Below are 19,851 nucleotides of genomic sequence, written 5' to 3' on the forward strand. Positions count from 1 at the left end.
GTCACGATGCTGTTCGGCACGGGCGGTCTCTCATCGCCAAGCTTACGCCGCACGACGATGTATGAACGCGATCAACTTCAGACCGGAAAGACCCGCTGACATGTTCACACAACTAGTTACCCCACTTCCGGTGCATGTCATCGATCGCGGCCCCGGCCTCGCCTTTGCGGTTATCGATTACGGCATCGAGCATAACCTCATCTGGGTGACGGCGCTCGATGCGACTGGCGAAATCTGGTGCGCGCCAAATCCCAAGGTTCGAGTAGCGGACAATTGGACCGCAGGCCGCACGAGAGAACCGGAAGCGAGCGCAAGGCGGCAAAAGTCACAGGAAAACAAACAATGAATAACCGTCCGCTGGCGTTCTTCGCGCATCATCAGGGCCGTGGCCATGCCAACCGGATCATGGCGATACTGGAGCACATTCCGGAAGAACGGCCCGTCATCATCATGACTGCGGCACCGACGCAATTCGACGACCGGCCACGCGATGCGACCATGGTGCAGCTGCCGAACATGATTGGCGCGCCCGCGCGCAGTCCGGCGCTGCACGACCAGCCGACGCCGGAGATGATGCACTGCGTCCCACTCGGTGTGGAGGAAATGCGCCAGCACATGGGACTGATCACGCAAACCCTGCGCGAGGCGGACCCGGGTCTGTTCGTAATCGACGTTTCGGCAGAAATCGCGTTGCTGTCGCGGGTGATGAGTGTGCCTGCCGTTACGATCAGGATGCATGGCGATCGTGAGGATGTCGGGCACGTCGCGGGGTACGAGGCGTGCGTGGCCATGCTCGCCCCGTTCGACGAGCGGATCGAACAGGAAAGCTATCCGCAACGTCTTCGGGATCGCACCTTCTACACCGGAGGTCTTTGCACGACCCGCGCGCCCTTGCGGGAAAAGGCCGAAGCGCGGGCAAAGCTCGGCCTGCCGGAAGATCAAACGGTCACGCTGGTGATCGCGGGCGGCGGCGGGTCCGGTACGCCCTATGCCCCGCTCACCGTGGCAGCCCGGGCGGAACCGCAAACGCAATGGCTCGTCGCCGGACCCGTGCACCGTGAGGGCCATGAAACCGATTTCGGAAACCTGCGCGAACTGGGCTGGATCGACAACCTGACCGATTACCTCTGCGCTGCGGATCGCGTGATTGCCTCTGCCGGGGACAATACGGTGCACGAGATCGCGCGGGCGGCAAAGCCGTTCCTGTGCATTCCCGAATGGCGTTATTTCGACGAGCAGCAGGCCAAGGCGCGGGAGCTGGCACGTCTGGGTGCGGCGTCCTATCGCGAGACCTGGCCCGCCTCGATCCCCGAATGGCAACGAGCCTTGGCCGATACCGACGCACTCGATACCGACATACTGGCATCGCTGCATGACGAGGATGCCGCGCGCAAGGCGGCGCACTGGCTCGATGAACAGGCAACGCGCCTCTGGGCGGTCAACTGAACAACACGTCGGCGCCCTGCCGCGTCTCCGCAATCTCGCTGGCCGAGGGTTGACGCAAAACTTCGAGGCGCTCCTCCGACCGCTTCACCAGCCCGCGCCGCTCGAAATCGTCCAGCCAGTACTGCATGCACCACTCGCCCCAACGGCTGCGGTAGAGCCGCGCATTGCGGATGATGGAGTCGAAATGCTGCAGCGGTGGTTTGTGGACGTGATGATGCTGGTGGAAGCAGATCGTGCCGCCCAGCCAATACATGCGTGCGCCCGCACGCTTTAGCCGCTGGCCCAGATCGGTTTCTTCCGCACCGTAGCCGATATATTCCTCGTCCATTCCTCCGGCAGCTTTCCATGTCCTTGAGGACATGATGAATGCCAAACCCCATAGCTCGCCGAAATCGGCGATGGGATCGAAGGAAGTCTCGTCCAGTGGACGTTTGCTGGGATGGCGCACGCCTGTGCTCGTCAGGAGGTCGTAATCGGGCGACCCATCCGAAGAGAGCCAGCCGGAATCGTTGCCCGGCAGGTAGCGAACCTCCGGCAGAAATACGCCGTTCTCATCGTGGACATGCGCTTCCGCCGCGCGGCGGACGAAATGCGGATCGGGAATGCAATCGACGTCCAGGAAAGCGAGCACATCGCCCTCAGCGAGTTCTGCGGCCCGGTTTCGGGCGGCCGCCAACGGCATCGGTTCACCTGCCACCCGCACGCAGCGAACAGGGAAGCGGCCATCCATTTCTATACACGGCCTTTCGTCCTGCATATAGGCGACAACCAGTTCGTCCGGCGGGAAGGCTTGTGCTTCGAGTCCTGCGACCAGGTGATCGAGATGCTTTTGCCGCCCGCGCACAAGCGTAAGCACAGAAACGGAACGATATGTGCTCACCAGCTGCCTTGCGCCTGGTAGTGCCGCACACCCTCCAGCACGCCTGCAGCGTAGCATCCCTTCGCCCGGTATGCGTGGGACAGGGACGGGTCCTGCGCCAACCCGTCGCTGGCATTACCTACTACGATGGGAAACGGGCACGCTCGCAGCATCGTCAGGTCGTTCCCGCTGTCACCCGCAACCACCACGCGCGATTGGGTCAGGGAGAGCTTGTCGGCCACGTGGCCGACCGCCGGCCCCTTGCCCGTGCCCTCGGACAGGATATCCAGATAACGGCCGTGGCTGGCGACGATCTCGACCCGCAAGCCCCCATTGCGAAATGCACGGAGAACGGCTTCCGGGTCGTTTCCGTCGAGGAAGAAGCTGGCTTTCCCGCTATGCTGTTCCAGCAAGGCTTGCGGTCGTAGCCCCAGTTCGTCCGCGACTTCGCGAACTGCGTCATCGTTCCAGGCATTCTCCACACGGCGTCGCCAGTCACTATCTTCCGAGAAACAGCGCTTCTTTCGGTCGTACCAGTGAATTCGCGTCCCCACGCTGCTGATGATGACATCGGGTGTGGGCACGCCTTCCGCTGCCAGGATTGCCTGTGCGCTGTGAAAGCTGCGCCCGGTGGCAATGCCGAGGGCGATCTTGTCCGATTGCTCCGCCTGCCAGTCGAGAAATTCGCGCAAAGCCTCGCGATCGCCGAGCAGTGTATTGTCGATGTCGCAGATCAGGATCCGGTCCCATTGCGGTGCTGACGCTAGCGGGCCAATCAGTTCCTGCAAAAGACGATGATAGGGGCCGCGATGCGCATTCCAGTCATAGGCAGCCACCGCTTCCACGCCGGCGGTGGCGTAAAGTACCCATTTGCGCCGGTCCGTCACAATAGCTCGGCACGCGGCAGCTATTGCCAGTGGATCGCGCGGGCAGACGAGTTCGCCATTATTGCAACGCTCCACGATATCGTTCGGGCCGCCGCTATCGGTTGCAACCACCGGCAGCCGCGACGCCGCCGCCTCCAGCAACGTCAGACCGAATGGCTCGTTGAGGGCCGGGTTCACGAAAACGCCACCGCTCTCGCGCGCCAGGGCGTAATAGGCCGGAATGTCCGCGGGTTCGTGGTTCTTGGGATAGGCGACCTTGCCGTAGAGGTCGTATCGGTCGATCGCCTCGATCAACTCCTGCATCACCTCGCGGCATTCGGTTTCCAGGTCGTCCAGTGTGGAGCGGCAACCGGCGACGATCACCAGATTGGCCGCGGCCTGCAAATCGGGGTCGGCGGCATAGGCTTCCACCAGCCCGAGCAGGTTCTTCTTGCGAACGGGCCGCGCGATGGCGAGCAGCATGGGCTTGGCCGGATCGCGCAGGAAATGAGCGAGATCCGCGCGAACCTTGTCGCTGGGCCTGGCGCTCTCGAACCGGGTCAGGTCGCAGCCCGGCGGGATCACGCGAATGCGCCCTGCATCGATGGAATCGTAATGCGCGTATTGCGCCTCCGCCTCGTCGCGCGAGCTGGCGATTACCGCGTCGGCGTGAGCCAGTGCCCGCTCCTCCACCTCGATCCGCGTGCGCAGGCTGGCATCGGCACCGCCGATTACCTCCCGCTTGACCGCGCCGAGCGAGTGGCCTGTGAAAACGTACGGAATGCCGAATTCTTCCTTGGCTTTGCGGGCGAGGATTCCGGCATCGGCGTAATGAGCGTGGACGATATCGGGCAAGTGATCGAGATTGCGAAGGTATGCGAGGAACGCTTCGCAGAGTTCACCGTGGCGTTCGTGTAAAGTCTCTTTCGGAAGATAAGTGGGGTCGCCATCGTCAAGGCGGATCAGCCGTATCTTGCCGCTCGCTTCAGCACACTGCGCTTCGAACCGCATGCCCAGCCTTGCGTCGGTAAAGCCGCGCGTCACGATATCGATCCGATCGATCGCCGGGTCGCGCGCGCTCGCGCGCGCCAGTTCGAGCAGATAGGTGATGTGGCCACCGGTATCCGCATTGATACCGTACGGCACATCGGACAACGTCAGGCAGCCTTGCAGGGCGATATGGCAAACAAACATCGACGGGCTCCCGGTCTGTGGTTACCGATGCCCCGGAGAGTTCCAAGTTCCTGACAATCAAGGTGATAAATGTTGCTCCCATGCGTATAGCCCATGTCGCGCCGGTCATTCACCCGGTCCCGCCCGCCACGTATGGCGGGACCGAGCGTGTCGTCGCGGACCTGGCCAGTGCGCAAGTCGATGCCAGTCACGAGGTCACCTTGTTCGGGCCGGCGGATTGCTCGTTGCCCCGGGTTCGGCAGGTGGGCGACTTCCTTTCGCTTTCCTGGCACGAAAAGCAGGGCGGCCCCGTACCGCCCGGTCTGCCCGCAGTGCTGGAGGCGCAATTGCTGGGTGACCTGTTGGCCCATGGCGGGGGACACGATGTCATCCACTTGCACGGCTCGGCCCATGCAAGCGCCGTGGCGCAGAAGCTCGGCGCCCCGGCCTTCCGCACGATCCACTGGCGCGCCGACGAGCCGGATCACCTGGAGCATTTCCGGGCATTTCCCCAGGAGCGGATTATCGCGATCTCGCACGCGCAAGCCGGGGCGGTGCCTGCGACTAACCTCGCAGGCATTGTCCATCACGGAATGCCCGCGGATCGGTACAGGCAGGGTGACGGGTCCGGAGGGTATCTCGCATTCCTCGGTCGGATGACAGACCAGAAAAGGCCGGATCGCGCAATTGAGCTGGCGCGGGCGACAGGCCGGCACCTGCAGCTTGCCGGACCAGTCGACCCGGGCAATCCCGCCTATTTCGACGAAGTTGTCCGGCCCGCGCTGGACGACCGGATCAGGCACATCGGCAGTGTCGACGATACAGGTAAACAGGACTTGCTTGGTAACGCAGCGGCGCTCGTCTTTCCTATCGACTGGCCCGAGCCCTTCGGTCTGGTCATGATCGAAGCGATGGCCTGCGGAACGCCCGTAATTGCCTGGCGCCGGGGCAGCGTGCCCGAAGTGGTCGAGGATGGTGTCACGGGTATTGTCGTCGACAGCGTCACTGAAGCGGTCCACAGGATGGACGAGGTCGTGCAGCTCGACCGTTCAGCTATTCGCCGCCAGTTCGAGGAACGCTTTTCCGCCGGGAGGATGGCGAGCGAGACGCTGGCGCTTTACCGCGAGGCGTGCTTGTCCCGATCCTCGAACGAGTCCAGTGCCAGATCACCTTCTCCGTAGAGGTAATCGCCGCGAAATTCGCCGAGCCTTTTCAACTCGGCCTCGTCGTGGATTTCGATCCGCCCTTCGCCGCGTAGTTCCAGTACGCCGCGCTCTTTCAGGATGCGGAAGCTGCGATTGGCGTGGACGGGCGTGATGCCGCACGCTTCGGCGTAGTCGCGCTGTAGCAGTGAAACCGGCAGATTCCGGCCATCGTACAGGCCGACGAATTTGTGCCGCTCGATAATTTCGCAAATGAGGTGCGCAATGCGCGCTTCCGCCTTGAGTCTGCCCAGCCGGAAGATCCATTCGCGGTGCATGGCCGCGTCGAGCAATGTGGAGAACCACAAGGCACGGGCGAGATGGCCCGAACGGTTGACGAGTTCCGCAATGGCAGAATGCGGCACTTCGGCAAGGTCGACCGGACCGAGCGCGGCGGTGCTGTGGTCCAGCCGCTTCATCGGGAAACCATGCAGGTCGACGAAGTCGCCGGGAATGTTCAGGCCGACCAGCTGCCGCTCACCGCTGCGGTCGTCGAGATGACGCAGAACCGTACCTTCGATAATGTAATAGGAATGCTCCACCCGCGTCCCGCGCTTCACCAGGGTTTCGCGCGGTTCCAGTCGAATTGTGCGACCGATTGCCTCCTCCAGCCAGGTCTTTTCCTGGGCTGCCAGTTCATGCCGCAGGCGGCCCTTTAGAAAAAGTTCGGTGTGCAAAGGGATTCCCAGGTTCGTCGCTAAAAGTGTCGACTAACTAAAACGAATGGTGTGCTCAAGTTTGGCTTCGGTCCTGACGTGACCCCCAGCTTTCCCCCAGCTGGGATTAGAGCCGGGCGGTTGTTTTGCGCATAAGCGCGGTTGAAGCAATGGGCTGCGTAGCGGAGCCCGTAGGGCGTAGGGCGTAGCGAAGCAGGCCATTGCTTATCCAGTTCAGCGGCGAACGCCGCCGGTGTTGCGTAACCGAGAGACGAGTGCGGTCGCTCCCGATTGTAGTCTTCGACCCAGGCCGCGATCTCGACACGGGCATGGGCCATGCTCAAGAAGCGCTGGTTCGGCAGCGCCAGAACCGGAGCAGGTTCCCTTGTGCCAACAGCATGCTTGCGGCTTCGTCGTCGCCTCACTGCCAGCCCTTCTTCCTTGTAGAGCCTCTGGGTCTTCTTGCGGTTGATCATGATCCCCTCCCGGCGCACCAGGATATGCAGACGGCGATGGCCGAACCGGCGACGCTGGTTGGCCAGCGATCCGGAAGCACCCGTCAGAACGCTGACGGATGCCAATTAGTCCGGCGTTTGAACGATTGGTCAAGCGATCGCGCGATCGCCGTGACTTAGCGCCGCCTAAAAAGTCAGCGTGGGTACATTGGCGCCCACGGCTAGAGCGGGTGCAGCTGCAGCGCGCCGGATCAGGAGGTCGGCCGAGGCGAGCGCATGCTGGAGGCCGGAATCCTGGTTGCCGAGCGGCCTCGCGTTGCCCTCCGCATCGAGCTTGGCCCGGACGAAGGTCTCGCGGCTGCCGCAAGGGGGAAGGGGCGCCGCGAGCACATGCGATCCCCAATTCCGGGCGGCTGCGAACGGGCGGCCGTTCATGCCAGCGAGAAGGGGCGCGAGGAACAGCCGCGCAGTGACCATCGCGCTGGTGGGATTGCCGGGCAGGCCGAGGATGCTTGTGACGCCGACCCGGCCCAGCCACACCGGCTTGCCGGGCTTGATGGCGACTTTCCCGAAAGCGAGATCGAGCCCGAGCGGGTCGAACATCGCTTTCGCGAAATCGCGTTCCCCCACGGAGGCGCCGCCGGTGACCACGACGAGATCGTGATCGGCGACGGCCCGCGCCGCTGCGCTTTCCAGCGTAGGCAGGTCGTCTCCCAACCGTTCGGCGGGCGAGGGGAGGCCGCCCCATTCGTTCACGAAGGCCCCAAGGCCCGCTGACAGGCTCTCCGGTATCGCGCCCGGTGTGGCGCGCGCCTTGCCAGGCTCGGCCAGTTCGTCGCCGGTGGAAAGCAGCGCCACCCTTGGCCGGCGCCAGCAGGTTACCTGTGCATGGTCGGCAGCAGCCGCTGCCACAAGCTGCCGCGGGCCAAGGACGGTGCCGGCGGGCAACAATGCGTCGCCGCGCGAAAAGTCGCTGCCGCGCTTGCGGACGAAGCGGGCGGAGCTGTGGGGCGCGGCAAAGGTTGCCGCGTCGCCGGACCGCTCGACTTCTTCCTGCATGACCACGCGGTCTGCGCCGGCGGGCAAGGGCGCGCCGGTGAAGATGCGTGCGCAGGCACTCTCCGGCAAAGATCCCGCATCGGCCACACCCGCGGCATTCTCGAACGCGACCGGCAGCGTCACCGGCAAAGCGGCAAGGTCGGCTTCGCGCACCGCGTAGCCGTCCATCGACGACACATCGGCAGGCGGGGCGTCGACCATCGCCAAGACAGGTTCGGCGAGGACCCTGCCGTGCGCATTCGCCAGCGCAACCGGCTCCGGCCCGAGCGGCCGGGCCAGTGCTTGCAGGCGCTCGGTCGCTTCGTCGAAAGAGATCATTCGCCGGACCAGCTGCCGCTCTTGCCGCCCGTTTTCGAGGTCACGCGGATTGCGCCGATGGTCATTTGCTTGTCGATGGCTTTCAGCATGTCGAACAAGGTCAGACAGGCGACGGAGACGGCGGTCAGCGCCTCCATCTCCACCCCGGTCTGCCCTTCCGTGCGTGCTTCGGAAGTCACGCGATAGCCCGGTAATGCTGAATCAGCCTCGATCTCTACCAGCACCTTCGCCAGCGGCAGCGGATGGCAGAGCGGGACGAGGTCGCTCGTCCGCTTGGCGCCCATCACCCCGGCAAGTTCCGCCGTCGCGATCACGCCGCCCTTGGGCGTGCGGCCTTGCGCCACGGCGGCCAGCGTATCGGCCGAACAGCGCAGTTCGCCGCTGGCGGTCGCGGTGCGCGGCGTGACGGGCTTGCCCGAAATATCGACCATTCGCGCGCGGCCATCTTCGTCGAGGTGGGAGAGGCCGCTCATCCGTGGTCCTTTGCGAAACGCGGGATCATGCCGACGATGGAGCAGGGGCGATAGCGGCTGTCGAGTTCGTATTTCAGGATCTTCTCCCACCCGTCGCGGCAGGCCCCGGTGCTGCCCGGCAGGCAGAAGACGAAGCTGCTGCCGACCTGCCCGCCCAGCGCACGCGATTGCATGGTGGAAACGCCCACGGTCTCGCGGCTGACGGCGTGGAACAGGGCGGAAAAGCCGTCCATTTCCTTGGTCAGGATGGGCCGGATCGCTTCCGGCGTCACGTCGCGCGGGGCAAAGCCGGTTCCGCCGGTCGTCAGGACGATGTCGACGCCCTCGTTCTCCGCCCATTCGGCGACCTGCGCACGGATCGCGGGCGCATCGTCGGGCAGGATCATGCGGGCGGCGAGGGAGTGTCCCGCTTCCTGCAAGCTGTCTGCAAGATATCGGCCCGACGTGTCGGTTTCCATGGTCCGTGTGTCTGATACGGTCAGCACCGCGATGGACAGAGGCTGGAATTCGCGGCTTTCGTCGATGCCGGGCATCATCGTTTCTCCAAGTTTACGGACCCAACCCCATAGTCGAATGTGAAGACCGCATTGCCCAACCGGTCGATGCCGGTTTCCGCCATCATCGCCGCGTCCAGCGCCCTGCGTTCGCGCGGCCAGTGTTCGGGGAAATAGCAAGCGCCGAGATGCATGGGGCGACCCTAGGCAAGCGTCAGGCGAAATGCCATTGCGAAAGCGCACCGCCCTCCCGCGAAATGCGACCCGGTCGCCCGACCGGCTCGGTTCGGCCGTCCGTCAGTGCTGCGATGGTCGCGCCATCGTCCGCCGGCACGATGGCGAGGGTTCGAGCACCGTCCGGCGTCAGGGCAACGACGGTGCCGAGCCGCGCCGACCCGTCGCGGGCATAATGGACAGTGAACGTCTCCAGCGTCGCCGCACCCGTGTAAGTCTCGTCCAGCGGCGGCACCGCGCCGCGCGCCGCGTCGGCCTTTGCCTGTACGTCGAAACCCTGCGGGAAGGCGGCGCCGGTGGCGCGTCCCGACAGCACGATCGCATGGTTGTGCGTGGCATAGCCGCCGTTGCCGAACAGCAGGCCGGTCTCGCCCGTGCCGCGCAGCGTGTAGACCATCGCGGCGATGGCGTGGCTCATGTAATTGCCGATCGGCCCGCCGCCGAACGTGAGGCCGCCGAATACCGTCGCAGGGCGCTCCGCCGGCCAGCCGATGATCCGCCGTGCCATCTTGGGCACGCAGGGGAAGCAGCTGTAGAGCTCGACATGGTCGATCGCGTCGGTGGCGAGATCGCCCCGCGCCAGCGTTTCTTCCAGCACCGCCGCCATTCCGGGCGAGGCGTGATAATTCGCGCGGGCGAGGATGTCGGTCGGCTCGTGCGCGCCCGCGCCGTGGCCGACATGGACCAGCCGCGCCTCGTCCAGCCCGCGCCGCCGCGCTTCGGCGAGGCTGGCAACGATAAAGCCGGCGCCCATGTTCACCGCGGCATTCGCGACCTGCAGCTTGGTGTAGGGAAAGGCGATCGGCCGGTTGTCCGCATCCGGCGCCACGATTTCCTGCGGACCGAAGGGCGTGCGCATCCACGCGGCCGGATTGGCGGCCGCGACCTCGCTCATGTGCGACCAGATCGTGCCGCTTTCGTGCTGCGCGTCGGCGAGCGACTGGCCCCACGCCGCGCGGCAGGCATTCTCGTAAAGCGGGTAGACGTCGACCGGCACCACCAGCCCGTGGCTCTGGGCATATCCCGTGTGCTTGCGGTGCGGCGCATCGCGCAGGGCATCCTTCTTCGGCGCGTCCTTTGCCGCGCGCGCTTTCGCCAGCTGCCCTGCCGTCCGCAGCGCCTCCCCGCCCGTGACCGCGCAAATCCTCGCCTCGCCCGCGCCGATCCGGTTCGCCGCTTCATTGAGCAGGCGGACCGGCGTTTCGCCGTGGGGCGGGGTTTGTTCGGTGTTCGCCGCTGACATGCCGAGCGCCCCTGCAACCGTGCGGTCGAGCGGGTTCAACTGCGGCCCGGAAATCTGCCCGATCACGGCGAGGTGGTCAGCCGCCGCCAGCCAGCCACCGCCGGCATCGGCATCTGCCCGGCGCAGCGCCTCGACCATCAGCCCGCCGCTGTCGAGCCCGTCCCCGGCACGCTCCGGCCGGTCGTTCACCTGGCCCACGCCAACGATGACGGGGATGCGTTCGGGATCGATGGTCACTGGCGGCGTCCTCGTTGCAAAAGCGTGGCAAGGGGGGACTTTACCCGCCCCGCACTAGCGTTTAAACGATCGATTAAATTTCGCCAACCGCCAAGCCAACGGAGCCTCCCCATGCCCGCTCTTAACATTCCCGATCCCGACTTCATGCAGGACGAGGAAATCCGCATGTTCGACGATGCGGTCGACAAGTTCTTCAAGCAGCACTTGCCCGAAAAGCGCCTGAAGGAATGGGAAGAGAACGGCCAGGTCGACCGCGAGTTCTGGCACGAGGCGGGGCAGGCGGGCCTGCTCGGCGTATCGGTGCCGGAAGAATACGGCGGCCATGGCGGCGATTTCCGGCACGACCTCGTCGTCGTCAACCAGACAGCGAAGCACGGGGCGAGCGGCTTCAACGCCTCGCTCCATAACTGCATTTGCGTGCCCTACGTCGTGCGCTACGGCACCGAAGAGCAGAAGAAGCGCTGGCTGCCCAAGATGGTGAACGGCGAACTGGTGACCGCTATCGCGATGAGCGAGCCGGGCGTCGGCAGCGACCTGCAGTCGATCACCACCACCGCGCTGAAGGATGGCAACGGCTACCGTGTCAACGGATCCAAGACCTTCATCTCCAACGGGCAGGTGGCCAATTTCGTCATCACCGTGGCGAAGACCGATCCGAACGAACGCGCCAAGGGCATAAGCCTCGTCTGCGTTGAGACGGAGGAAGCGGAAGGCTTCGCGCGCGGCAAGAAGCTCGACAAGATCGGCCTCGACAGTTCCGATACGTCGGAGCTGTTCTACGACGACGTCTTCGTGCCCGGCGACAACATCCTCGGCGGCGAGGAAGGGAAGGGTTTCGCCCAGCTGATGGGCGAGCTTGGCCAGGAACGCCTGATCATCGCCGCCGGCGCGATGATCGCGATCGAAAAGGCGCTCGATACGACCATCGAATACGTGAAGGGGCGCAAGGCGTTCGGCCAGACGATCTGGGACTTCCAGAACACGCAGTTCGTTCTTGCCGACCTGAAGGCGCGCGGCATGGCCGCCAAGGTCTTCGTCAACGATTGCATCGCGCGCCACCTGAAGGGCGAACTGACGCTGGATGCGGCGGCGGCGGCGAAGCTGGTCGCCACGGAATTGCAGGGCGAGACGGTCGACAAGTGCCTGCAGCTGCACGGCGGCTGGGGCTACATCAACGAATACCCCATCGCGCGGCTGTTCCGCGACAGCCGCATCACGCGTATCTTCGGCGGATCCAACGAGATCATGAAGATGCTCATCGCCCGCAGCATGTGAGGGCGCTCAGGTGAAATGCAGGCGGCGGTACTTGCCGCCGAAATAGAGCAGCGGGTCGCGGTTCGGTTCGAAGCGCACCCGCTCCACCTCGCCCACCAGGATCATGTGATCACCGCCGTCGTGCAGCGCGTGCCGGCGGCATTCGAAATTGGCGAGGCTGCCGGGGATGATCGGTACGCCGTAATCCCATGTCTCGAAGGCGAAACCGTCGAACCGGTCGGCGCCCTTGGTGGCGAACAGCTGGGACAGGTCCTTCTGGTCCGTGCCCAGCACGTTGACCGCGAAATGCTCCGTGTTTTCCAGGACCCTGGTGGTCCCGGCGTTCTTTGCGGGGCAGACCAGCAGCAGCGGCGGGTCGAGACTGACCGAGGTGAAGCTGTTTGCCGTGAGGCCCACTGGCTCGCCGTCTTCGGCCAGCGCCGTCACCACCGTCACGCCGGTGGCGAAGCAGCCCATCGCGTCGCGCAGCACCCTCGGGTCGGTCCCGGCAATGAATTCGCGCGGCGAGGTCATGGCATGTCTCCTGCCCGCCGCGCCCTTGCGACGCAAGTCATCAAACGGGCCATCCGTGATGGAAAGCGCAAAGAAAAGGGGCCGGACGATCGCTCGCCCGGCCCCCTATCGCGTCCGCGAGTGGGACTTACTTGTACTTGGCGTACTGGAGATCGAATCGGTCGGCTTCCATGACCTTGGTCCATGCGGCCACGAAGTCGCGGGCGAACTTCTCTTCGTTGCCGTTCTCGGCGTAGACTTCGGAGATCGCGCGCAGCTGCGAATTCGAACCGAAGACGAGGTCGGTGCGCGTGGCGCGCCATTTCTCTTCGCCCGATTTGCGGTCGCGGCCGATGAACTCCTCGTCACCGCTTTCGTCGACCACTTCCCAGACCACACCCATTTCGAGCAGGTTGACGAAGAAGTCGTTCGACAGCGTGCCGGGGCGGTCCGTCAGCACGCCGATCGTGTCGCCATGTTCCGCGTGCTTGCTGACCGCGCCTAGTGCCCGCATGCCGCCGAGCAGCGCGGTCATTTCGGGGATCGACAGGCCGAGCAGGTCGGCACGGTCGATCAGCATGTCTTCCGTCTTCACCGAAGCCTTGGTCTTCAGGTAGTTGCGGAAGCCATCGGCGAAGGGTTCCAGCGGCTCCCAGCTTTCGGCGTCGAACTGGTCTTCGGTCGCATCGCCGCGGCCGGTGGACACCGGCACGGAGATGTCGAAGCCGCCGTCCTTGGCTGCCTTCTCGACCGCTGCGGCGCCAGCCAACACGATGGCATCGGCCATCGACAGGTCGCCGCGCAGTTCGTCGAGCTTGGCGAGTACGTTGCCGAGTTCATCGGCATCGTTGACAGCCCAGTTCTTGATCGCATCGAAGCGGATGTGCGCACCGTTGGCACCGCCGCGGTGGTCGCTGCGGCGATAGGTGGAGGCGGAAGCCCATGCCGCCTTGACGAGTTCACGCACCGACAGGCCGCTGTCCATGACCTTGGACTTGAAGTCCGCCACGGCGCTGTCCGAGGCTTCCTTGCCGGCGGGGATCGGATCCTGCCAGATCAGGTCTTCTTCCGGCACTTCGGGGCCCTGGTAACGGACCTTCGGGCCCATGTCGCGGTGGGTCAGCTTGAACCATGCGCGGGCGAAGGCATCATCCAGTGCCGACTGGTCGTTGAGGAAACGCTCCGAAATCTTGCGATATTCGGGATCGCGCTTCAGCGCCATGTCCGCCGTGATCATGATGGTCGGCACCTTCTTGGACGGGTCGCGTGCGTCGGGGGCCATGTCGGCCTCTTCCGGATCGATCGGGGTCCACTGGTTGGCACCGGCCGGCGACTGCACGAGTTCGTACTCGTACTTGAACAGCAGGCGGAAATAGTCGTTGCCCCATTCGGTCGGGTTCGGTGTCCACGCGCCTTCAATGCCGGAGGTCGTGATGTGGCCCTTGCCGATTTCCTCAGGGTCGGTCAGCCAGCCGAAGCCCATGGTGTGCAGGTTTTCGCCTTCGGGCGCCTTGCCGAACGTGTCGGCAGGCTTTGCGCCGTGGGCCTTGCCGAATGCGTGGCCGCCGGCGGTCAGGGCGACCGTTTCCTCGTCGTTCATGGCCATGCGGGAGAAGGTCTCGCGCATGTCGCGCGCCATGCCTTCGGGATCGTGCGGATTGCCGCCCGGACCTTCCGGATTGACGTAGATGAGGCCCATCTGGATCGCCGCCAGGGGGTTTTCCAGCGCCTTGCCCTCCTCCGGGATGATGCGAGTTTCGACGCCTTCGTCGACCCACTGCTCTTCCGTGCCCCAGTACACCGTCTCCGGCTCGAACACGTCCTTGCGCCCGCCGCCGAAGCCGAACACCGGGCCGCCCATGCTTTCGATGGCGACGTTGCCGGTCAGCACGAACAGGTCGGCCCAGCTGATGTGCTTGCCGTATTTCTGCTTGATCGGCCACAGCAGACGGCGCGCCTTGTCGAGGTTGCCGTTATCCGGCCAGCTGTTGAGCGGGGCGAACCGCTGCTGCCCGCTGGAGGCGCCGCCGCGACCGTCGCCGGTGCGATAGGTGCCGGCTGCGTGCCATGCCATGCGGATGAAGAAGGGGCCGTAGTGGCCATAGTCTGCCGGCCACCAGTCCTGACTGTCGGTCATCAGCGCGGTCAAATCTTCTTTCAGCGCCTTGTAGTCGATGGCATTGAAAGCCTCAACGTAATCGAAATCCTCGCCCATCGGGTCGGCGCTGCGGCCTTCCTGCGTGAGGGGGGACATGTCGAGGCTGTCCGGCCACCAGTCGCGGTTGGTGCGGCCGAACAGCTTGCGCATGTCGTTGTCGCCGCTGAAGGGGCAGCCGCCCGAGATCGAGCCTGTCTTGACGTCCAAGGTGAATTCTCCTCTCGTTAGGGAATCGGGTCCGATTCCGAATTGCTAGGAGGCTGGTAGGACCCCCTCCGGTAATCTGTCCAATCGATTGATTGAAACTTACTAATCGAATGCGCCGCGTGCTTGATTGTGCCCGCCAGTGCGCCCAAAAGTGCCGTTTATGGAACGAGCCGACATCATCATCGTGGGCAGCGGGCACGGCGGGGCCGCCGCCGCCATCGCCCTGCGCCAGCGCGGGTTCGAAGGAACCGTCGCCATCGTCACGCGCGAAAGCGAGCTGCCGTACGAGCGCCCGCCCCTGTCGAAGGAATATCTCGCCGGGGAAAAGCCGTTCGAGCGTATCCTGATCCGCAAGCCAGAATTCTGGGAGGAGCGGGATATCGCGGTGCTGCGAGGCCGCGCGGTTGCCACCATCGACCCGCAGGCACGCCGCCTTACGCTGAGTGACGAGAGCGTGATGGAATACGGCCGGCTTATCTGGTCGGCTGGCGGCGATGCCCGCAGACTCGATTGCCCGGGCAGCGAACTTTCCGGCATCCACGCCGTGCGCGACCGCCGCGATGTCGATGCGCTGAAGGCTGAACTGGACAGCGGCCTCAAACGCGTCGTGGTGATTGGCGGCGGCTATATCGGCCTGGAAGCGGCGGCCGTGCTGACCAAGCTCGGTTGCAGCGTCACCGTGCTGGAGAACCAGTCCCGCGTGCTGGCGCGCGTCGCCGGGGAAGACCTGTCGCGCTTCTTCGAAGCCGAACACCGCGCCAACGGCGTGGACCTGCGGCTGGACACGGTCGTGCAGGAAATCGCCGGCAAGGATGGCCGGGTGAGCGGCGTCGTGCTGGCCGGCGGAGAGACTATCGCGGCGGACATGGTCATCGTGGGCATCGGCATCGTGCCCGCCGTGGGGCCGCTGCTGATTGCCGGCGCAAGCGGCGCCAACGGCGTGGATGTCGACGAATACTGCCGCACCACGCTGGAAGATGTCTACGCCATCGGCGACTGCGCCGCCCATGCCAACGGCTTTGCGGACGGGCAGGTCATCCGGCTGGAATCGGTCCAGAACGCCAGCGACATGGCCACGACTGCGGCGAAGGCGATCATGGGGGAGGAAGAACCCTACGCCGCGACGCCGTGGTTCTGGTCCAACCAGTACGATCTGAAACTGCAGACCGTCGGCCTCAACCATGGCCACGACGAAGCCGTAACCCGCGGCGATCCGGCCAGCCGCAGCTTTTCGGTCGTATACCTGCGCGGCGGCAAGGTCGTCGCGCTCGATTGCGTCAACGCGGTGAAGGATTACGTGCAAGGCCGCAAGCTGGTGGAAGCGGGGGCGACCGTCGCGCCCGACAAGCTGGCTGATGCCACCGTGCCACTGAAGGAATTGCTCTGATCAGAGCGTGGCAGGCTCTTTCGCGGCGCGGATATGCTGCCAGATGGAGGAGACCACCACCGATCCTTCGCCCACGGCAGACGCGACGCGCTTGACCGAACCCGCCCGGCAATCGCCAACTGCGAAAATCCCCGGGGCCGAGGTGGCGTAATCGTTCGCCGCACCCGCCGCATCGCCTGTCTTCACGAAGCCGCGCTCGTCGGTGTCGGCGTGACCTTCCAGCCAGCCCGTGTTGGGCGCCGCCCCGATCATGATGAACAGGCCCTTCGTGTCGATCGTCCGCTCTCCGTCCGGCCCTTCGATCGTGATCGCTTCCAGCCGCGTGTTACCGTGCAGCGCGGTGCAACTGGTGCCGTAATCGATCGTGATGCGCGGGTCGCTTTCGAGCCGGCTGGAGAGGTAGTCGCTCATCGAAGCGGCGAGGCTGTTGCCGCGGATGAGGACGTGGACGTGATCGGCGCTGCGGCTGAGATACATCGCCGCCTGCCCCGCGGAATTGCCGCCCCCGATGACCACGGCCGTGCCGCCCCGGCACCAGCGCGCCTCCATCTCGGTCGCCGCGTAGAACACGCCGGCGCTTTCGAATTCTTCCAGCCGGTCGAGCGGCAGGCGGCGGTATTGCACCCCGGTGGCAACGAGCACCGCGCCCGCGCAGATCGTGTCGCCATCGTCCAGCGTTGCGCAATAGCGCCGGTCCGACAGCCGCTCCAGCTTCTCGACCCGGCGGGGCATCGCAAAGCGCGTGCCGAACTTCATCGCCTGAATCTGCCCGCGCAGCGTCAGGTCGGCGCCGGAAATCCCGGTCGGGAAACCCATGTAGTTCTCGATCCGGCTGCTGGCCCCGGCCTGCCCGCCGATCGCGCTGTCCTCCACGACCAGCGCCGACAGGCCTTCCGACCCTGCATAGACCGCTGCCGCCACGCCCGCCGGGCCGCCGCCCACGATGAGCAGGTCGATATCGCCCGTGTCGGTCACGTCGAGATCGAGGCCGAACATCTGCGCGACCTTGCGCGGGGTAGGGTCGGCCATAACCTCGTCCTTGCCGACGAAAACCGCCGGTTCGTGGTCCGAGAGATTACACAGCCGCGCGGTTTCGTCCGCATCGTCGTCGAGCGCGAAATTGAGGTGGGGAATGCGGTTGCGGCTGAGGAAGCTGGCGACGCGCTGGACGGCCGGATCGCGCTCTGCGCCCACCACCTTGATCGCGCTGTCGCTGGCTTCGAAGGTGCGGCGACGGCGGGCGGTGAACACGCCGATGATATGGTCCGACAGTTCGGGGATGCGCGCCATCAGGTCGAGCATCTCCTTGCGCGGCACCTCCACCGTGCGCGTATCAACCGCGGCGCGCATCGGCAGGATCGTCGCCCCGCCGTTGAGGAAATTGATGTCGCCCATGAATTGCCCGGGGCCGAGGCCGCTTTCGAGCAGCCGGGCTTCGGAATAGGGGTCCTTCACCTCGATCTCGCCTTCGAGCACTAGGACGAAGCGGGTCAGCGCCTCGCCCGTGGCGGCCACGATATCGCCGGCGACATAGCTGCATTCGGTGCCGACCTCGCGAATCGCCGCTAGGTGCTCTTCCGACAGGGGCACACGCTTCATCTGGGTCAGATCGAAACCGATGGTTTCCACGGGCGTCAGCCTCCTATCGTCTTTCGGGCGGGATCGGCCGGAACGGGGCCGTCAGCGACCGGGTAATCGCAATATCGGCCCCGGTACGCGGATCGGCAACCCCGATATCGATGGCGTCTTGCGCAGGCGTGTCCCTGAAGGTGCCGTGCAGGCGGTCCCAGAAGGAAAAACCGCTCGTCCAGTTACTGTCACGTTCGGCCTTCACGCTCGAATGGTGGATGCCGTGCATCTTCGGCGTGGTGAGGGCGAGGCTCAGGCGCTCGTCCCAGCCCGCCGGCAGGCGCAGGTTCGAATGGTGGAACAGGATGCTGGCGTTGAAGACCTGCCGCCACGCGAACAGGCCTGCGGGATCGACGCCGGCCAGCCGGACCTGCACCAGCCGCCATGGCAGCGAGAAAAGCATGTCGAGCGCGTGGAACCGCACCGCCGTGCTTGCGTCCATGTCCTCGTCGATATGGTGCACGCGGTGCCAGCGCCACAGGTACGGCAGCTTGTGGGTGGCGACGTGTCAGAGGTAGAAGCCGTAATCCATCGCCAGCACGCCCGCCGCGAGTGAGACCGGTTTCGGCACGCGCTGGCCAATCCCGCGCCCGCCGGCTGCATTGGCACGGGCGATGCGCTGGGTCAGCGGTTCTTCCACCAGGGCGATCACCAGCGCGCAGCTGGCACCCATGGCGGCGTTCTGGATGTTGCGGGCAAGGTCGGGACGGGTCCGGCGGCGCAGCGGGCGCTTTCTTCCGGCAACCAGCAGCGCGCCCACGGCACCTGCGGCGAGCGCGCCGAAAAGATGCGTTACCGACACTATCATGACAATTGCCATGCCCGATAGCGCGGCGGCTTCCAACCCGCTAAAGGCCCGCGCGATGCAACCGCGGGTGGTCATTTTCGCAAAGTATCCGAAGGCCGGCGCGGTCAAGACGCGGCTGGCGGAAACGATTGGCGATGCTGCCGCCAGCCGTGTCTATCGCGCCTTGCTCGATCACACGCTGATCGAGGCACGGTCGAGCGGTTTGCCGGTCGAACTGCGGTACGACGGGGCGGAGGCGGCGGATTTCGCGCAGCTTGTATCGGGCGAGATCGACCTGGTGCCGCAAGGCGGGGGCGATCTCGGCGAGCGGCTGGCCCGGGTCGAAGCGCCGGCGCTGGTGATCGGCAGCGACTGCCCCGGCCTTACCGCGAAGAAGCTCCGCAAGGCGGCGAAGGCCCTGGCGGAGAACGACGCGGTCATAGGCCCGGCGACCGACGGCGGATACTGGCTGATTGGCCTCGCGCGGCCAATGCCGTTCCTGTTCGAAGCCATGCCGTGGAGCAAGCCCGGCCTGCTTGCCGCGACATTGTCGAAGCTGGACGAAGCGGGCATAGGGTACGCCATGCTCAAGGAACTCGGCGATATCGACACGGAAGACGACCTGAAGCACTGGCCCGACTTTCGCCCCTGACGCCGCGATGGCCGTCACTCTTCTGATACCCACACTCGACGAGGCGAAGGCGCTGCCTGCGCTGGTGGCCCATGTCGCCGCGCTCGATCCGCAGCCTGCCGAGGTGCTGCTTGTCGACGGTGGGAGCGGGGACGAGACCGTGGCGATCGCCCGGGCTGCGGGGTGGCGCGTGATGACGGCGGAGCGCGGACGCGCGCGGCAGATCAACGCCGAGGTGGAGGCTGCGCGAAGCGGGCTCGTCTGCGTCCTCCACGCCGATACCCAGCCGCCGCGCGACATCGTAGCGGAGTGGAACGGATACTGGCCGATCCGACGGTGGCGCTGGGCGGGTTCACCACCATCCTGCGCGGGCCGGGAGGCGTGCGAAGATTCACCAGCTTCCATAACAGGGTCAAGACCTGGTACGCGCCGCTGCTGCTGCGGCCGCATCTCTACGCAAAGGGCGTGCGGCTGCTGTTCGGCGATCCCGCGATGCATTTCCGCCGCGCCGACTATCTCGCGGCAGGAGGCTGCGATCCGGGGACGCCGGTGATGGAGGAAGCGGATTTG

At 65.2% G+C, this 19,851-nt stretch carries 18 protein-coding genes and 2 pseudogenes; 7 read left to right on the plus strand and 13 right to left on the minus strand.

All coding sequences use genetic code 11. The features are described from left to right. The first annotated feature begins 61 nt into the window (after positions 1 to 61). A complete protein-coding gene (locus QQW98_RS09180; RefSeq protein ID WP_290134655.1) occupies positions 62 to 346 on the plus strand; it encodes a hypothetical protein in 285 nt (94 codons plus the stop codon). Then, complete coding sequence (locus QQW98_RS09185; protein ID WP_290134656.1) at positions 343 to 1,446, plus strand: glycosyltransferase; 1,104 nt, start codon at positions 343 to 345, stop codon at positions 1,444 to 1,446. The genes QQW98_RS09180 and QQW98_RS09185 overlap by 4 nt, the downstream gene beginning before the upstream one ends. Here QQW98_RS09185 and QQW98_RS09190 read toward each other — a convergent pair. Together QQW98_RS09190 and QQW98_RS09195 are read right to left on the minus strand one after the other, a co-directional pair. Continuing rightward, positions 1,439 to 2,326, minus strand: a complete 888-nt coding sequence (locus tag QQW98_RS09190) for a glycosyltransferase family 2 protein (RefSeq protein ID WP_290134657.1) — start codon at positions 2,324 to 2,326, stop codon at positions 1,439 to 1,441. The genes QQW98_RS09185 and QQW98_RS09190 overlap by 8 nt on opposite strands. Continuing rightward, positions 2,323 to 4,365, minus strand: a complete 2,043-nt coding sequence (locus tag QQW98_RS09195; protein WP_290134658.1) for an HAD-IIB family hydrolase — start codon at positions 4,363 to 4,365, stop codon at positions 2,323 to 2,325. The genes QQW98_RS09190 and QQW98_RS09195 overlap by 4 nt, the downstream gene beginning before the upstream one ends. Positions 4,366 to 4,445: 80 nt before the next feature. Here QQW98_RS09195 and QQW98_RS09200 point away from each other — a divergent pair, with 80 nt between their 5' ends. After that, the gene (locus QQW98_RS09200) at positions 4,446 to 5,525 is read left to right on the plus strand and encodes a glycosyltransferase family 4 protein (RefSeq protein WP_290134659.1); all 1,080 of its coding nucleotides are present in this window, start codon (positions 4,446 to 4,448) and stop codon (positions 5,523 to 5,525) included. Here the strand turns inward: QQW98_RS09200 and QQW98_RS09205 are convergent. From QQW98_RS09205 to QQW98_RS09230, 6 genes and pseudogenes are all read right to left on the minus strand, one after another. After that, positions 5,462 to 6,223 carry a Crp/Fnr family transcriptional regulator gene (locus tag QQW98_RS09205; RefSeq protein WP_290134660.1) on the minus strand — a complete coding sequence of 254 codons (762 nt, stop codon included), beginning with the start codon at positions 6,221 to 6,223 and terminating at the stop codon, positions 5,462 to 5,464. The two genes, QQW98_RS09200 and QQW98_RS09205, sit on opposite strands and share 64 nt — an antisense overlap. 106 nt (positions 6,224 to 6,329) lie before the next feature. Then, a pseudogene (locus QQW98_RS09210) lies at positions 6,330 to 6,744 on the minus strand (integrase core domain-containing protein); the annotation flags it as partial. Positions 6,745 to 6,843: 99 nt separating this feature from the next. Continuing rightward, positions 6,844 to 8,034: a molybdopterin molybdotransferase MoeA gene (locus QQW98_RS09215; RefSeq protein WP_290134661.1), complete on the minus strand. Its 1,191-nt coding sequence runs from the start codon at positions 8,032 to 8,034 to the stop codon at positions 6,844 to 6,846. Further along, positions 8,031 to 8,507 (minus strand): cyclic pyranopterin monophosphate synthase MoaC, encoded by a 477-nt coding sequence (moaC, locus tag QQW98_RS09220; protein WP_290134662.1) that lies wholly within the window; start codon positions 8,505 to 8,507, stop codon positions 8,031 to 8,033. Before moaC ends, QQW98_RS09215 begins: the two co-directional genes overlap by 4 nt. After that, positions 8,504 to 9,043 carry a molybdenum cofactor biosynthesis protein B gene (gene moaB, locus QQW98_RS09225; RefSeq protein ID WP_319023279.1) on the minus strand — a complete coding sequence of 180 codons (540 nt, stop codon included), beginning with the start codon at positions 9,041 to 9,043 and terminating at the stop codon, positions 8,504 to 8,506. Before moaB ends, moaC begins: the two co-directional genes overlap by 4 nt. Positions 9,044 to 9,215: 172 nt before the next feature. Beyond that, complete coding sequence (locus tag QQW98_RS09230; RefSeq protein WP_290134663.1) at positions 9,216 to 10,715, minus strand: acetyl-CoA acetyltransferase; 1,500 nt, start codon at positions 10,713 to 10,715, stop codon at positions 9,216 to 9,218. 111 nt (positions 10,716 to 10,826) lie between these two features. Between QQW98_RS09230 and QQW98_RS09235 the strand changes: the two genes are divergently transcribed. After that, complete coding sequence (locus QQW98_RS09235; protein WP_290134664.1) at positions 10,827 to 11,990, plus strand: acyl-CoA dehydrogenase family protein; 1,164 nt, start codon at positions 10,827 to 10,829, stop codon at positions 11,988 to 11,990. 6 nt (positions 11,991 to 11,996) lie between these two features. Here the strand turns inward: QQW98_RS09235 and QQW98_RS09240 are convergent, their stop codons facing one another. Further along, positions 11,997 to 12,503 carry a flavin reductase family protein gene (locus tag QQW98_RS09240; RefSeq protein ID WP_290134665.1) on the minus strand — a complete coding sequence of 169 codons (507 nt, stop codon included), beginning with the start codon at positions 12,501 to 12,503 and terminating at the stop codon, positions 11,997 to 11,999. 127 nt (positions 12,504 to 12,630) lie between these two features. Beyond that, entirely contained in the window at positions 12,631 to 14,790 is a 2,160-nt protein-coding gene (katG, locus tag QQW98_RS09245) for a catalase/peroxidase HPI (RefSeq protein ID WP_290136910.1), read from the minus strand. Positions 14,791 to 15,007: 217 nt separating this feature from the next. On the opposite strand from katG, the gene QQW98_RS09250 reads away from it, so the two are divergent. Then, positions 15,008 to 16,234 carry an NAD(P)/FAD-dependent oxidoreductase gene (locus QQW98_RS09250; protein ID WP_290134666.1) on the plus strand — a complete coding sequence of 409 codons (1,227 nt, stop codon included), beginning with the start codon at positions 15,008 to 15,010 and terminating at the stop codon, positions 16,232 to 16,234. Here QQW98_RS09250 and QQW98_RS09255 read toward each other — a convergent pair whose 3' ends face one another. The 3 genes and pseudogenes from QQW98_RS09255 to QQW98_RS09265 all read right to left on the minus strand — a co-directional run bounded on the left by QQW98_RS09255 (position 16,235) and on the right by QQW98_RS09265 (position 18,671). Next, on the minus strand, positions 16,235 to 17,863 hold the full coding sequence (locus QQW98_RS09255; RefSeq protein WP_290134667.1) for an FAD-dependent oxidoreductase: 1,629 nt from the start codon (positions 17,861 to 17,863) through the stop codon (positions 16,235 to 16,237). 13 nt (positions 17,864 to 17,876) lie between these two features. Further along, positions 17,877 to 18,359: pseudogene (locus QQW98_RS09260) on the minus strand (sterol desaturase family protein); the annotation flags it as partial. 12 nt (positions 18,360 to 18,371) lie between these two features. Beyond that, entirely contained in the window at positions 18,372 to 18,671 is a 300-nt protein-coding gene (locus QQW98_RS09265) for a hypothetical protein (RefSeq protein ID WP_290134668.1), read from the minus strand. Positions 18,672 to 18,681: 10 nt separating this feature from the next. Between QQW98_RS09265 and QQW98_RS09270 the strand changes: the two genes are divergently transcribed. After that, entirely contained in the window at positions 18,682 to 19,302 is a 621-nt protein-coding gene (locus QQW98_RS09270) for a TIGR04282 family arsenosugar biosynthesis glycosyltransferase (protein WP_290134669.1), read from the plus strand. Positions 19,303 to 19,309: 7 nt separating this feature from the next. Then, positions 19,310 to 19,834, plus strand: a complete 525-nt coding sequence (locus tag QQW98_RS09275) for a glycosyltransferase (protein ID WP_290134670.1) — start codon at positions 19,310 to 19,312, stop codon at positions 19,832 to 19,834. The last annotated feature ends 17 nt before the right edge of the window (positions 19,835 to 19,851 follow it).

Origin of the sequence: Alteriqipengyuania flavescens, from assembly GCF_030406725.1 — a bacterium.
Classification (GTDB): Bacteria; Pseudomonadota; Alphaproteobacteria; order Sphingomonadales; family Sphingomonadaceae; genus Alteriqipengyuania_B; species Alteriqipengyuania_B flavescens.

What these genes read in the sequence shown, in the direction of transcription:
- QQW98_RS09180 (WP_290134655.1), top strand. Translation starts at nt 62, where the DNA reads ATGAACGCGATCAACTTCAGACCGGAAAGACCCGCTGACATGTTCACA.
- QQW98_RS09185 (WP_290134656.1), top strand. Translation starts at nt 343, where the DNA reads ATGAATAACCGTCCGCTGGCGTTCTTCGCGCATCATCAGGGCCGTGGC.
- QQW98_RS09195 (WP_290134658.1), bottom strand. Translation starts at nt 4,365, where the DNA reads ATGTTTGTTTGCCATATCGCCCTGCAAGGCTGCCTGACGTTGTCCGAT.
- QQW98_RS09200 (WP_290134659.1), top strand. Translation starts at nt 4,446, where the DNA reads ATGCGTATAGCCCATGTCGCGCCGGTCATTCACCCGGTCCCGCCCGCC.
- QQW98_RS09215 (WP_290134661.1), bottom strand. Translation starts at nt 8,034, where the DNA reads ATGATCTCTTTCGACGAAGCGACCGAGCGCCTGCAAGCACTGGCCCGG.
- moaC (WP_290134662.1), bottom strand. Translation starts at nt 8,507, where the DNA reads ATGAGCGGCCTCTCCCACCTCGACGAAGATGGCCGCGCGCGAATGGTC.
- moaB (WP_319023279.1), bottom strand. Translation starts at nt 9,043, where the DNA reads ATGATGCCCGGCATCGACGAAAGCCGCGAATTCCAGCCTCTGTCCATC.
- QQW98_RS09235 (WP_290134664.1), top strand. Translation starts at nt 10,827, where the DNA reads ATGCCCGCTCTTAACATTCCCGATCCCGACTTCATGCAGGACGAGGAA.
- QQW98_RS09240 (WP_290134665.1), bottom strand. Translation starts at nt 12,503, where the DNA reads ATGACCTCGCCGCGCGAATTCATTGCCGGGACCGACCCGAGGGTGCTG.
- katG (WP_290136910.1), bottom strand. Translation starts at nt 14,790, where the DNA reads ATGCGCAAGCTGTTCGGCCGCACCAACCGCGACTGGTGGCCGGACAGC.
- QQW98_RS09250 (WP_290134666.1), top strand. Translation starts at nt 15,008, where the DNA reads ATGGAACGAGCCGACATCATCATCGTGGGCAGCGGGCACGGCGGGGCC.
- QQW98_RS09265 (WP_290134668.1), bottom strand. Translation starts at nt 18,671, where the DNA reads ATGATAGTGTCGGTAACGCATCTTTTCGGCGCGCTCGCCGCAGGTGCC.
- QQW98_RS09270 (WP_290134669.1), top strand. Translation starts at nt 18,682, where the DNA reads ATGCCCGATAGCGCGGCGGCTTCCAACCCGCTAAAGGCCCGCGCGATG.
- QQW98_RS09275 (WP_290134670.1), top strand. Translation starts at nt 19,310, where the DNA reads ATGGCCGTCACTCTTCTGATACCCACACTCGACGAGGCGAAGGCGCTG.